Annotated in this window: 12 protein-coding genes; 8 read left to right on the top strand and 4 right to left on the bottom strand. The window is 54.0% G+C overall.

Annotated features, from left to right (window positions below; all coding sequences use genetic code 11):
- Nucleotides 1–28 precede the first annotated feature (28 nt).
- From hypB to flhA, 5 genes are all read left to right on the top strand, one after another.
- A complete protein-coding gene (gene hypB / locus ACZRKO_RS04305; RefSeq protein ID WP_122097493.1) occupies nucleotides 29–832 on the top strand; it encodes a hydrogenase nickel incorporation protein HypB in 804 nt (267 codons plus the stop codon).
- Nucleotides 823–1,101 carry a HypC/HybG/HupF family hydrogenase formation chaperone gene (locus ACZRKO_RS04310; protein WP_056774253.1) on the top strand — a complete coding sequence of 93 codons (279 nt, stop codon included), beginning with the start codon at nucleotides 823–825 and terminating at the stop codon, nucleotides 1,099–1,101. Before hypB ends, ACZRKO_RS04310 begins: the two co-directional genes overlap by 10 nt.
- Nucleotides 1,101–2,255 (top strand): hydrogenase formation protein HypD, encoded by a 1,155-nt coding sequence (gene hypD / locus ACZRKO_RS04315; RefSeq protein WP_463736002.1) that lies wholly within the window; start codon nucleotides 1,101–1,103, stop codon nucleotides 2,253–2,255. Before ACZRKO_RS04310 ends, hypD begins: the two co-directional genes overlap by 1 nt.
- Complete coding sequence (hypE, locus tag ACZRKO_RS04320; protein WP_463736003.1) at nucleotides 2,252–3,274, top strand: hydrogenase expression/formation protein HypE; 1,023 nt, start codon at nucleotides 2,252–2,254, stop codon at nucleotides 3,272–3,274. Before hypD ends, hypE begins: the two co-directional genes overlap by 4 nt.
- A gap of 128 nt (nucleotides 3,275–3,402) precedes the next feature.
- Nucleotides 3,403–5,490, top strand: coding sequence for a formate hydrogenlyase transcriptional activator FlhA (gene flhA / locus ACZRKO_RS04325; protein ID WP_463736004.1), 2,088 nt, complete (start codon nucleotides 3,403–3,405; stop codon nucleotides 5,488–5,490).
- 24 nt (nucleotides 5,491–5,514) lie between these two features.
- Here flhA and ACZRKO_RS04330 read toward each other — a convergent pair whose 3' ends face one another.
- Nucleotides 5,515–7,056 (bottom strand): EAL domain-containing protein, encoded by a 1,542-nt coding sequence (locus tag ACZRKO_RS04330; protein ID WP_463736005.1) that lies wholly within the window; start codon nucleotides 7,054–7,056, stop codon nucleotides 5,515–5,517.
- 220 nt (nucleotides 7,057–7,276) lie between these two features.
- On the opposite strand from ACZRKO_RS04330, the gene ACZRKO_RS04335 reads away from it, so the two are divergent.
- Nucleotides 7,277–8,287, top strand: a complete 1,011-nt coding sequence (locus tag ACZRKO_RS04335) for an alpha/beta fold hydrolase (RefSeq protein WP_463736006.1) — start codon at nucleotides 7,277–7,279, stop codon at nucleotides 8,285–8,287.
- A gap of 80 nt (nucleotides 8,288–8,367) precedes the next feature.
- On the opposite strand, the gene ACZRKO_RS04340 is transcribed toward ACZRKO_RS04335, so the two are convergent.
- Nucleotides 8,368–8,874: a phenolic acid decarboxylase gene (locus ACZRKO_RS04340; RefSeq protein ID WP_463736007.1), complete on the bottom strand. Its 507-nt coding sequence runs from the start codon at nucleotides 8,872–8,874 to the stop codon at nucleotides 8,368–8,370.
- 154 nt (nucleotides 8,875–9,028) lie between these two features.
- On the opposite strand from ACZRKO_RS04340, the gene ACZRKO_RS04345 reads away from it, so the two are divergent.
- Nucleotides 9,029–10,003 (top strand): LysR family transcriptional regulator, encoded by a 975-nt coding sequence (locus ACZRKO_RS04345; RefSeq protein ID WP_463736008.1) that lies wholly within the window; start codon nucleotides 9,029–9,031, stop codon nucleotides 10,001–10,003.
- Here the strand turns inward: ACZRKO_RS04345 and ACZRKO_RS04350 are convergent.
- The gene (locus tag ACZRKO_RS04350; protein ID WP_463736009.1) at nucleotides 9,931–10,101 is read right to left on the bottom strand and encodes a hypothetical protein; all 171 of its coding nucleotides are present in this window, start codon (nucleotides 10,099–10,101) and stop codon (nucleotides 9,931–9,933) included. The two genes, ACZRKO_RS04345 and ACZRKO_RS04350, sit on opposite strands and share 73 nt — an antisense overlap.
- Nucleotides 10,102–10,265: 164 nt before the next feature.
- Entirely contained in the window at nucleotides 10,266–11,897 is a 1,632-nt protein-coding gene (locus ACZRKO_RS04355; protein WP_463736010.1) for a phosphoethanolamine transferase, read from the bottom strand.
- Between the two features lie 380 nt (nucleotides 11,898–12,277).
- Between ACZRKO_RS04355 and lpxA the strand changes: the two genes are divergently transcribed.
- The gene (gene lpxA, locus ACZRKO_RS04360; RefSeq protein WP_463736011.1) at nucleotides 12,278–13,066 is read left to right on the top strand and encodes an acyl-ACP--UDP-N-acetylglucosamine O-acyltransferase; all 789 of its coding nucleotides are present in this window, start codon (nucleotides 12,278–12,280) and stop codon (nucleotides 13,064–13,066) included.
- Nucleotides 13,067–13,081 lie beyond the last annotated feature (15 nt).

Here is a 13,081-nt window from a genome sequence, read left to right on the forward strand (position 1 = left end):
CGGGCGCGTTTTGCCCCGGGAGAAAATTATGTGCAGTACCTGCGGTTGTGCCAGTGGCGAACTTCGGATTGAAGGCGTCAGCAGTGAACATCTCCATCAACATTCCCATCAGCACCCTCACGACGCGTCGCCACATTTCCACTCTCATGATGATCATTCCCACGGCCTGCCGTTTGCGCCGCGCCGCCTGATTGATATCGAAATGGACGTGCTGGCGAAGAATAATCACATTGCGGCGCATAACCGCGAGCACTTTGCCAGTGCGTCGATCCTGGCGCTGAATCTGGTGTCCAGCCCCGGATCCGGCAAAACGACGTTGCTGACCAGCACGCTGACCCGTCTGGCATCGCAGGTGAGCTGCGCGGTGGTGGAAGGCGATCAGCAAACCACCAATGATGCTGACCGCATTCGCGCCACCGGGGTGCCGGCGATTCAGGTGAATACCGGTAAAGGCTGCCATCTCGACGCGCAAATGGTGCACGACGCGGTACACCAGCTGGCACCTGAAAATGGCAGCCTGCTGTTTATCGAAAACGTTGGGAATCTGGTGTGCCCCGCCAGTTTCGATCTCGGCGAGCGTCATAAAGTGGCGGTGCTTTCTGTCACCGAAGGCGAAGACAAACCGCTGAAATATCCGCATATGTTTGCCGCTTCCCGGCTGATGATCCTCAATAAAATCGATCTGCTGCCTTACGTTACGTTTGACGTTGAGGTTTGCATTGCCAATGCGCGCCAGGTGAACCCGGACATTGAGGTGATTCAGCTCTCCGCGACCACTGGTGAGGGGATGGCGCGTTGGCTGGCGTGGCTGGAGCAACAGCGATGTGCATAGGCATTCCGGGGCAAATCGTTGCCCTGCACGATCAGCAACCCGACCACGCCTGGGCGCAGGTGTGCGGAATGCGCCGCGAGGTGAATATCGCGCTGGTCGGCGGTGAGAACCGGCAGGCGCTGATCGGCTGCTGGGTATTGATCCACGTCGGTTTCGCGCTGAGCAAACTCGACGAACAGGAGGCGCAGGAAACGCTGGCGGCGCTGCACGCCATGGAGGAAGTGGAAGCCGACGTCGCGCTGTTCCTCGGCAGAGGGGAGGTCAGATAATGCGATTTGTCGATGAATTCCGCGATCCTAAACTTGCCAAAACGCTGATCGAACGGCTGCATCAGCGGGCGGCGCACCTGCCTTACAGCGCCGAAAAACCGATGCAGATTATGGAAGTCTGCGGCGGGCACACCCACGCTATTTTCAAATTCGGGCTGGATAAACTGCTGCCACCGCAGCTTGAGTTTATCCACGGGCCGGGGTGTCCGGTCTGCGTATTGCCGATGGGGCGCATCGACGCCTGCTGTGAAATTGCCGCGCACCCTGAAGTGATTTTCTGCACCTTCGGCGATGCGCTGCGGGTGCCGGGTAAACAGGGTTCGCTGTTACAGGCGCGCGAACGGGGCGCAGACGTGCGCGTGGTCTATTCGCCGCTCGATGCCCTGAAACTGGCGCGGGAAAATCCGGCGCGTCAGGTGGTGTTTTTCGCCCTTGGTTTTGAAACCACGCTGCCGGTGACCGCCGTGACGCTGCAACAGGCGCGGCGTGAAGGTCTGATGAACTTCAGCGTGTTCTGCCAGCACATCAGCCTGATCCCCACCTTGCGCAGCCTGCTGCAACAAGACGACGTGCGCATTGATGCGTTCCTCGCTCCCGGCCACGTCAGCATGGTGATCGGCACGTCGCCGTATCACTTTATCAATACGCAATTTGGTAAACCGCTGGTGATCAGCGGATTTGAACCGCTGGATATGCTGCAAAGCGTTCTGATGCTGGTGGAACAAGTTTGCGAGGCATCGTGTAAAACCGAAAACCAGTACCGCCGCGTGGTGCCGAAAGAGGGTAACCTGCTGGCACAGGACGCCATGCGCGACGTGTTTGTGCTGTCGGGCAGCAGCGAATGGCGCGGTCTGGGGCTGATAGAAAATTCCGGTATTTCGCTGACTGCCGGCTACGCGGCATTCGATGCCGAACGGCGCTTTAACCCGCAGGCGCAGTCGGTCGCCGACGATCCGCGTGCACGCTGCGGCGAAGTGCTGACCGGACGCTGCAAGCCGCATCAGTGCCCGCTGTTTGGCACCGGTTGCACGCCGCATAACGCATTCGGTGCGCTGATGGTGTCGTCCGAAGGCGCCTGCGCCGCGTGGTATCAGTACCGGCATCAGGAAACGCAACGCGTGCAGACGCATCAACGACAGAAGGTGGCAGGATGAGTAACCGTAATGACGTGGTGACCATGGCGCACGGCAGCGGCGGACGGGCGATGCAGCAGATGATCGAACGGACGTTTCGCGCCGCATTTGATAACCCCTGGCTTAACGAATGTGAAGACGGCGCGCGGCTGAACCTGGCCGATCTCACCCGTCAGGGCGACCGGCTGGCATTCACCACTGACAGCTACGTTATCGATCCGATTTTCTTTCCCGGCGGCAACATTGGCAAACTGGCGGTGTGTGGCACAGCGAACGATCTGGCCGTCAGCGGCGCAACACCGGCTTATCTCTCCTGCGGATTCATTCTCGAAGAGGGGTTGCCGCTGGCGGATTTGCAGAAAATCGTCGGCGCAATGGCGAAGACCGCCCGCGATGCGGGCATTGCCATCGTGACCGGCGACACCAAAGTGGTGCAGCGCGGCGCGGCGGACAAAATCTTTATCAATACCGCCGGGATTGGCGTGATCCCCAACTCAGTGAAGTGGGCGGCGAAAACCCTCGAGGCCGGAGACAAAGTGATTGTCAGCGGCACGCTCGGCGATCACGGTGCGGCGATCCTGAATCTGCGGGAACAGCTCGGTATGGATCTCGGGGTGGAAAGTGACTGCGCCGTGCTGGCCCCGATGATTGCGCCGCTGCGTGCGCTGGCCGGTGTCCACGCACTGCGGGATGCCACCCGCGGCGGGGTGAATGCCATTTTGCATGAGTTTAGCGAGGCCAGCGGTTTCGGGATCTGCATCGACGAAGATGCCCTGCCGGTGAAACCGGCGGTGCGCGGTATTTGCGAGCTGCTGGGGCTTGAGCCGCTCAATTTTGCCAACGAAGGCAAACTGGTGCTGGTGGTGTCCCCGCAGGTGGAAAAGGCGGTGCTGGATATCCTGCGCAGTCATCCTCTGGGCATCGATGCCCGGACCATTGGCGAGGTGACGGAACATCCGCAGGTCTGTTTACGGGGTGCGCTGGGCGTCGTCCGCCAGCTGATGTTGCCCCATGCGGAGCCGTTACCCCGCATTTGTTGATCTCGGCAGGGAGTGGCCTGCCATGAAAGGGGTAGACTTTTGGTCTGCCCCTTCGGAGAAATTTTTGCAACCCAGTTATGCAACTGAAAGAACAGGTATCCAGAGCTAACGCTATGCAGAGTGCAACAATGAGCATCACAAAACATAAAGGGTTACTGGAACTGACGCGCACGCTGTTGCTGCAACAGACCATGGTCTCACTGCTGGAAACCCTGACGCAGGTGGTTCAGAGTGCCGGTATCGCCGAAGCGGTGACGCTGGTGCTGTTTGACAGCAACAGCGATCGCGTCAGTTTTTACGGTATCGATCCGCACCATCAGCCGGTCAGTTATGAAGATGAAACCCTGTTAGCCACCGGGCCGGTGCACGGCCTGCTGAACAACCCTAAAACGCAGGTGTGGCGCAGCGAAGCGCTGAACCTGCGCTATCCGCAACTGGCTGCGCTGAATCTCTATCCGCCGTTTACCGATTATTGTCTGGTGCCGCTGCTGGCCTCAACCGGCCTGCTCGGCGGCTGCGAGTTTACCCGCCAGCACGATCGTCCGTTCAGCGAGGAAGACAACGCGGGTCTGCATGAACTCTGTATGCTGGCCGCCATCGCCGTCGAACAGATCCGGTTGCGTGAAAATGCACAGTTTCAGCACTCCCTGCTGCGTCATGAACGTGACGATTTTCGCATTCTGGTGGATATCACCAACGCGGTGCTGTCCAAGCTGGATCTCGATGAACTGACCGGCGAAATCGCCAAAACCATTCACCATTTCTTTCACATCAACGCCATCAGCATTGTGTTATGCGATGCCGAAAAAGAGACGGAACCGGCCAGCGTCTATGCCACGCATTACGTGCAGGCGCACGTGGCGGAACGTGAACAATCACGGATGGCGCTGGAGGGCACTCTTGAACAGCAGGTGATGAAAAGCGGCGAGATGCTGCTGACTAACGTGCGGCCAGATGCAGAGCGGGAAAGCGAAGAAAGCACGCTGTTCCATTTGCTGTGGCGGGAGCAGACCAAAACGCTGTGTATTCTGCCGCTGCGTTTCGGCCATAAAACGCTGGGCGTACTGAAACTGGCGCAGTGCCAGCCGGACAATTTTAATTCAGCGAATCTGCGTCTGCTGCAACAAATAGCAGAACGTATCGCCATCGCGGTAGACAACGCACTGGCCTATCAGGAAATCAAAAGCCTGAAAGAAAAACTGCAACACGAAAACCTGTATCTCACCGAGCAGATCAACAGCAATAACCCGGATTTCAGCGACATCGTCGGGCGCAGCGCCAGCATGTCAGCGGTGCTGAAACAGGTGGAAATCGTTGCGAAAAGTGACTGCTCGGTGCTGATCCTCGGCGAAACCGGTACCGGTAAGGAGCTTATCGCCAGAGCGATCCACAATCTCGGCGATCGCCGTGACCAGCGTATGGTGAAAATGAACTGTGCGGCCATGCCCGCCGGGCTGATGGAAAGTGATTTATTCGGTCATGAAAAAGGCTCTTTTACCGGCGCGACCGCACAACGGATGGGGCGCTTCGAACTGGCGGATAAAGGTACGCTATTTCTGGATGAAGTCGGAGAAATCCCCCTCGAGCTGCAACCTAAACTTTTGCGCATCCTCCAGGAACAGGAGTTTGAACGGGTAGGCGGTAACAAACTGATTTCGGTCAACGTGCGGATGATCGCCGCCACCAACCGGGATTTGCAGCAGATGGTGGCTGACAAAGAATTTCGCAGCGATCTGTTTTACCGGCTGAACGTTTTTCCGATCATTATTCCGCCGCTGCGCGAGCGCCCGGAAGATATTCCGCAACTGGTGAAATTCCTCACTTATAAAATCGCTAAACGCATGAAGCGCACCATCGACAGTATTCCGGCGGAAACCCTGCGCCTGCTGAGCCGTATGCCGTGGCCGGGTAATGTGCGTGAGCTGGAAAATGTGATTGAGCGCGCCGTCTTGCTGACGCGCGGCACTGTGCTGGATCTCCAATTGCCGGAGCTGAATTATTCGCTTGCGGTAACGCCACCTGCGATGCCTGTCGATGCCGTTTTCTCTGCACCTGAAAAGCCATTGAATGAAGGCGATGAGCGCGAACATATTATTGCCGTTCTCAAAGAGACAAATGGAGTGGTGGCGGGCCCGCGTGGCGCTGCGCAGCGCCTTGGACTAAAACGTACCACGTTGCTGTCGCGGATGAAGAAACTGGGTATTACGTCACACTGAGATACTCCTCCGTCAGTCGGAGAGTCAGCGCTTTGGCTCTAACCACTGACGGTTAAATTCTTCCGGCGGCATAGGTTTACCGAAGAAATATCCCTGCAGGTAGTCCAGCCGGTAAGGCGCGAGATAGTCGATTTGGGTTTGAGTTTCGATCCCTTCGGCCACAATCACCATATCCAGCCGTTTTGCCAGATCGATAACGTTATCGACAATATGGCCGGAGAGAGCGTCAGTGCCGATGCGCCCAATAAAACTCTGGTCGATCTTCAGGAAATCGATGTGGAATTTTTGCAGATAGGTCAGGCTGGAATGCCCGGTGCCGAAGTCATCCAGAGCAATCTGCACGCCGAGCAGTCGCAGGGCTTTGAACAGGCCGTCTGTGGTGTCACCGGGAACAATCAGTTCGCGTTCGGTCAGCTCCAGCACCAGAGTAATGGGTTTGATTTTGAAGGCATCGATAAAGGTTTTGCAATCATCTATCAGGCTTAAGTCTTTGAAATGGCTCGCGCAGATATTAAACCCAAAATGGAAATTATCAGGTAACCGGGTAGCCAGAGGCGCATATATGTCACGAGTTCTCGCCATCATCTGGCGCGTCATATCGACAATCAACCCACTTTCTTCGGCCAGAGGGATGAAGTGATAGGGCGCTATCAGACCCATCTGCGGATGATTCCAGCGCATCAGTACTTCACAACCCGTCAGTTGGTGATGGGTGCCATCCACCACCGGCTGGACATAAGGAATAAACTCCTGATTCGCTATGCCCGCTTTCAACATCGCCAGCGGCGTGCCAACACGTCCGAGTGCCATGAAAGTAATAAAACCGACAAACAAGCCCAGCAAGGGAAACAAAATCAGGCTAATAGGTGAGTAATCAAATGCATAGCGCCAGTGGTTGGTATGCTGAAGATACGCCACGACCTGATAAGGATAATGCGCTGAGTTAAGTTGAATCCTTTCACCGCTATTGCTGTTACTGGCTTTATGCACTTTGCCCTGAGCATCCATCCACAGGCCGCCAATTTGCAGCGTCATCTGGGAGCGCGTGCTCAGCAGGTTTAGAATGTTGTGCAGGTAATAGCCGTCAACGCCAATCAAAATACTGTTTTCACCATGCTGATCGCGGAAGGCAATCAGCGGATGATCGGGGGTGATTTCATTGCCACTCATCAGTAAGAGCCGGTTATCGACGTACTCATTATTGTCAACGACCTCACTGCGAGGTCCGAACAGGGCCGTGCAATAAATGTTCTTACCCCGTTCTGTTGCCAGATTAATGGTACGTACGTTTGGCACCACGGCAATCTGCCGGCGCAGCTCCAGCACGACGTCCCGGGTGCAGGGTTTTCCGAGGTAGGGTTCAACGGCTTTTGCGGCTTTTTGGGCATTGCCAAGCATCATATCAACCTGTTGCACGGCCATAGCGAGGCGCTCCTGAGCATCGTTATTCAACCCCTGTGAGGTTTGCCAGGACACAGAAAAAATACCCAGCGCGACGATCAGCAAAAAGGCGACAACGGACGCGGCAATACGGGTACGCATTTTATTGATATTGGCTCGGAACAAAACGGAACCTTGTACAGGTGAATGAGCATAAAGAGATAGGCTAAATATAACCTATTTTCCGAAAATCAGCTTTTAAAAACAGGCAGCTGCGCGTCCTCTCAGGAAAGGATGCCGATGGTTTTGTGCGGTTGCGCCATCGTCCGATTCCTTTAGTGGCGTAAAATTTGTAGGATCATTCTTTATGCCACCCTTCAGGCATGACGATTTAAAGGATTGAGCAATGCTATCCCGACTGAAAACGATTCTCCCTGCCGTAGCACTTTCCCTATTTCTCAGCACCGGCGCGCTGGCCGATGCGCTGTCATACGGTCCGCAATTACAGGGATTTGATTACCCGTATCCTCTTAAGCACTACTCGTTCAACTCGCAGGGTGAAACCCTGCAAATGGGTTACATGGACGTCGCGCCGCTGGGCCATAAGAATGGTCAGACTGTGGTGCTGATGCACGGTAAGAATTTCTGTGCGGCCACCTGGGGCGATACTATCCAGGCGCTGATCGGCAAAGGGTACCGGGTGATTGCACCGGACCAGATTGGTTTTTGCACCTCAACCAAACCCGGACATTATCAATACAGTTTTCAGCAGTTGGCGACCAATACCCATGAATTGCTGAAAAGCCTCAATATTAAGAAAGCGGTGATCGTCGGCCACTCCACCGGCGGTATGCTGGCCACGCGGTACAGCCTGATGTATGTCCCGGAGGTATCGAAACTGGTGATGGTAAACCCGATTGGTCTTGAGGACTGGAAAGCCAAGGGTGTGCCATACCGCACGGTCGATCAATGGTATGACCGGGAGCTGAAAACCACGGCGGAGAGCATTCGTCAGTACGAGCTGAAAGCCTATTATGTCAATCAATGGAAACCAGAATATGACCGCTGGGTTGATATGCTGGCAGGGCTGAATAACGGGCCGGGACATAAGCTGGTGGCCTGGAACTCGGCGCTGATTTACGACATGATTTTCACTCAGCCGGTGGTGTATGAATTTAAAAATTTGCAGGTGCCTACCACGCTGATGATTGGCACCTCAGATACTACCGCGATTGGCAGTGACATCGCTTCACCGGCGATAAAAGCGAAACTTGGCAATTACAAAATCCTGGGCAAGCAGGCGGCGAAAATGATCCCGCACGGCCGTCTGGTCGAGTTCAAAGGGTTGGGCCACGCGCCGCAGATGGAAGAACCTGAGAAATTTAATGCCGCGTTGCTGAAGATTTTGGGACAGTAGCATGATGGCTTGCTGATAAAAACGCCCGCTGCGGTCATCCCGGCGGGCGTTTTTTCTGGCTAAATTTCTCAGCCCGTGGATTAACGTAAACCTGCCGGGAAATCTTTCGGTAATTCGCTGGCGGCACAGTTGATCACCGTTTCATTGTTTACACCGCAGTCACGTACAAAAGTAATGGTGGCGAATTCGTCGATCACTTCGGTCGGGTAGGCCGGACCTGCGTCACGCAGCGCCTGCATTTCAGCAATATGTTCGTTCTGGAAGCAGACGGTTTTTTCCGGGTTATTGATCACCCAGCGCGGGAAGAAGATGGTGCCGTGGAATACTTTATCGGCCAGATTAACGCTCAGGCTGACGTCGGTACCGGTCGGTTCAGTCCATGAAATCTTGTAGATATCTTTGCCAATGCGCACGATATACGCCTGCTGGTCTTTAACCCAGCGGTTACCCACCAGCCCGCTGTGAATGCGGTAATCGAGCGTGTTGGCGTTTTTGACATAGATTTCATAATTCCAGCCGTTGTCGTAGGTGTAAACCAGATGTTTACCAACGAAACTGCTCAGGTCATGTTTATCAACGTTGTTCATCGTATTTCTCCTCAAAACTCGGTTTGTCTTGCGATAAAGTGATCCTACGCTTTCATTTTTTAAATAAAAAACGCTGATATTTGATGGAAAACATCTAAAATTTAGATGTGATGGCCGCCGCACTTTACAGAATTAAACCTTCAGGGAGAGACCGATGGCATTACCGCACACCACGCTGGAACAATGGTTCATATTACAGACAGTCATTGAGAAGGGCGGGTATGCTCAGGCTGCAGTACAGCTGCACCGCAGTCAATCGTCAGTCAGTTATGCCCTGAGCAGTTTGCAGGAGCGGCTTGGTTTGCCATTGCTGGAGATCGTGGGCCGCCGGGCGATGCTGACCGAGCAGGGGCAGGCGTTACTGGCGCAGGCCCGGCCGCTTATCGCCGCATTCACTCAGCTCGAACAGCGCGCTGCGGGGCTTAAAGGCGGGATGCGCACCCAACTGAGCCTGGTTGTCGACAGTGTGTTTCCCAAGCGTCAGTTATTTTCGGCCCTGAAGATTTTTCAGCAACAATTTCCGCAAACGCAGGTACACCTGACCGAGATTTTGCGTTCCGAAAGTGCCCGCCAACTTTCCGAACGGGCGGCCGATTTGTACATTACTACGCTGGCACCGGAAAATGCTCTCAGTGGCCGCTGGTTGCTGGATGTGGATTTTATCCCGGTGGCAAGCTGTGAACATGACTTACTGCACCTGTCCGTGCCGCTGTCAGTTTCGGATCTGGCGCGTTTCCCTTTGATCACGATTGCCGACCGCGACACGCAACGTCAGGAAAAACGGCGGTTGGATCCGGCGGCCAGCTGGACGTTTACTACGGTTGAAGCAGCGCTGGATGCAATATCCGTCGGGGTGGGGTATGGCTGGATGCCGTTCGAGAGAGTGAAAAATGCGCTGGAGAGTGGGGAGCTGTGCCGCTTACCGCTGGCGGCGGGAACGGTGCGCCAGACACCGTTGTATCTCACGTTTGGCGCAGATCTTGATGCTCATGACCTGACGGTGAATGCTCTGGCGCAGATTGTGACGCAGGAAATTGCCGCCATGCCGCCATGCCGTTATGAGCCTTTTCGTGCCAGCGGCAGCAGCAGTTCACGCAAAATACGCATACGTTTTTCGACCGGGATATAGAGCAACTGCGCCAGCGCATTGCGTGGCCGGGCAGATTGTTTGTCGGCAAGACGGAACAGGTTTTCGAGGTTACGCAGATCAGTTTCAGTACTGTCCATTTTTATCACCTTTAAGTGCAAGCTAAGCAGAGGATTGAGTCCGCGATACTGGCCCGTAAGGGCCATGTTATCGGACAACATCAGCTTATGCTGCTAAATGCGGAATAAAAACGGACAGCTTTTTTTTTAACGTTCCTGTTTTATTTTTGCTGGATTCTGAGCGGTTAGCCACCTGTTTTGCAATCACGTAAAATGTTCAGCTGCGGGTCCAGCTCAGACGTTTTCACGTTCATGGCATCCAGCACCGTGTGGAACAGGTTGTCCTGAGAAACACTGGCGCTGGCGCCTTTTTGTTTCAGGCATTGCAGATTGATGCCATTGGCGCTGACATAACCGGGTGAAAGCCAGAACAACATCGGCACGTGGGTCTGTTCTGCCGGCGCGATGCCGTAAGGCGTACCGTGCAGATACAGGCCGTTTTCACCCAGTGACTCGCCGTGATCGGAGAGATAGATCACCGCCACGTTATATTTATCCTGATACTGCCTGGCCTTTTCGATGATCTGAGACACCACGTAATCGGTATAACGCAGGGTGTTGTCATAGGTGTTGATCAACTGTTCACGCGAGCAGTTTTCGATATCGCTGCGCGGGCAGTCCGGCATAAAGGTGCGGAACTCAGGGGGGTAGCGTTTGAAATAGGTCGGGCCGTGGCTGCCAATGAGGTGCAGACCAATCAGGGTATTTTTACCGTCATTTTTGATGTCGTCGTCAATATTATTGAGCAGCGCCATGTCGTAACAGGTATCACCGTCGCAGTTTTTACCGTCTTTGGCCGTGCTGATGATGATATTGGGCACGCGATCGCACACGCCTTTACAGCCTTCATCATTGTCTTTCCAGAAAACGGAAACCCCCGCCTTCTGCACGATATCCAGCACGCCTTCACTGTTACGGGCGCGATTATTGTCAAAATCGACCCGCTTCATATTCGAAAACATGCAGGGCACCGAGATTGCTGTCGCCGTTCCACACGAGCTGGTGTGGCTGAAATAGACCACGTCGGGCACTTTTTGGGTGAATTCGTTTGTCGGCTTGTCATAGCCGTTTGATGACTGGTTCTGAGCCCGCGCCGTTTCGCCAATCACCAGGAAGAGCAGTGTCGGTTTTTGCCCGACTTTCTGTACCAGTTTCGCGTCATCGCCAATCTTTTGGAAAGGCCCGGTATGGGTAAAATAACGGTGGTTGTAGTACTGGAAGGCGCTATAGAGGTAGTTGGTGGGCACAATTTCCAGATTTAGGGTGCGGTTGTTACGGCCCACTGAAGCGTAATCTTTGTAGTACACACCAGCGACGGCAGCCACGACCAGCAGGGAGAGCACCATGGATAACAGCCGAACGCCCAGACGGCGCAGGGCGGACTTCTCATAGGTAACCTGCGTGAAGAACAGTATCATCGCGGGCAGTATGCCGGTCAGCAAGAACCAGATAACCACCGAGATATTCAGGTACGACGTCGCCTCGCTCTGCTGCGTCTCGACGATATTTTCAATCATCCCGCGATCAAAAATGATTTGGTATTTGAACATTGCGTAACTGGCAAGCGCGCTGACCGGCAGTATTACAATGAAGAAAGGCTTAAGTAACGGACGGAAACTGAAGGGCGTGAAGACAAAATTCAGCGCGGCAAACAGCACCAGGGGAATGGTGACGGCAAAACCCATACTGAAGGCCGGAAGCGCGTGGAGTATCTTGTAGAAATGCAACAAAATCGGGAAGTTAACTACAAAGGTAAAATAAAGGCTTAACAATAAAGTCAGAGAAAGGTAAGTGACTTTAGGAATGAATTTGCGCAAGAAAAACTCCAACAAAAAGGCAACCTGCTGAATGGATTAACAGCAAAAGCGGAAGGCCACGAGAGAAATAGGCTGACATAATCAGGATGGTGGCGATGTTAAACCATCAAGCTTAAGAAAGCCTTAATCCGCCAGAGATGGCCCGGTGTCAGGAAAAGGTTCATAAAATAAATAAAATATAAAATAGTCACTTACTGGTTCAATGCCCGTATGCTGGACGCCGTGTGCACAACATTGGTCAGATGATTTGACCAGCATACGACTCTGCGTGCTCTCTGAATGCCCTTCTGTTTTTTCGGCGCGGCTCCAATTTTCTGTCGATTTTCCATTTGTGAAGACGATCACTGATGCCGTTTTGCCGGTATCTGGAGACTTTTGCGTTGATTTCAAATTCTGCCATTGTGGCAAGTAACTCTGTTATTGCCGCCGGTGCGACGCTGGGTGCCAATGTTCGCATTGGTGCATTTTGCGTCATTGACGCTGATGTCGTGATTGGTGAGGGGTCGGTGATTGGTTCACACTCGGTGATTAACGGGCATACGCATATCGGCCACCATAATGTCATCGGTCAGTTTGCCTCGATAGGCGAGATTAATCAGGATCTCAAATACTGTGGTGAACCCACTCTTGTGTTCATCGGTGATGGCAACGAGATTGGCAAAAATACCACCATTCATCGCGGAACCTCGCAGGGCGCGCAAATTACCCGCATCGGCAATCATAACCGTCTGCTGTGCAATGTACACATCGGGCATGATTGTCTGGTGGGGAATTCCATTTTGATTGGTGATAATAGCGGGCTGGCCGGGCATGTGGTCGCTGGTGATTTCGCTCAGATAGGCTCGATGTGCGCGATTCATCAGTTCTGCGTGATTGGGCAGGGGGCGATGATCGCCGATCAATCCGGTGTGGTGCAGGATGTTCCTCCCTACGTGTGCGCCAGTGGTAACCATGCCGTGCCGGAAGGGTTTAATGCATTGGCGCTCGCTTTTGTGAACGCCAATCCACCGCTCAGACAGATACTGTTATCGATCTACGCCAAACTGTTTCATGACGGCGTGGCGATTGATGAGGTGAAGTCTGAAGTGCTACGTCTTAGCACGGAGTATCCGCTGTTGCACTGCTTTAATGAATTCTTCCGTCTCTCGACGCGCGGGATCATTCGCTAGTCTCCCGCGCTGTCA

Source organism: Ewingella sp. C233, from assembly GCF_055407225.1.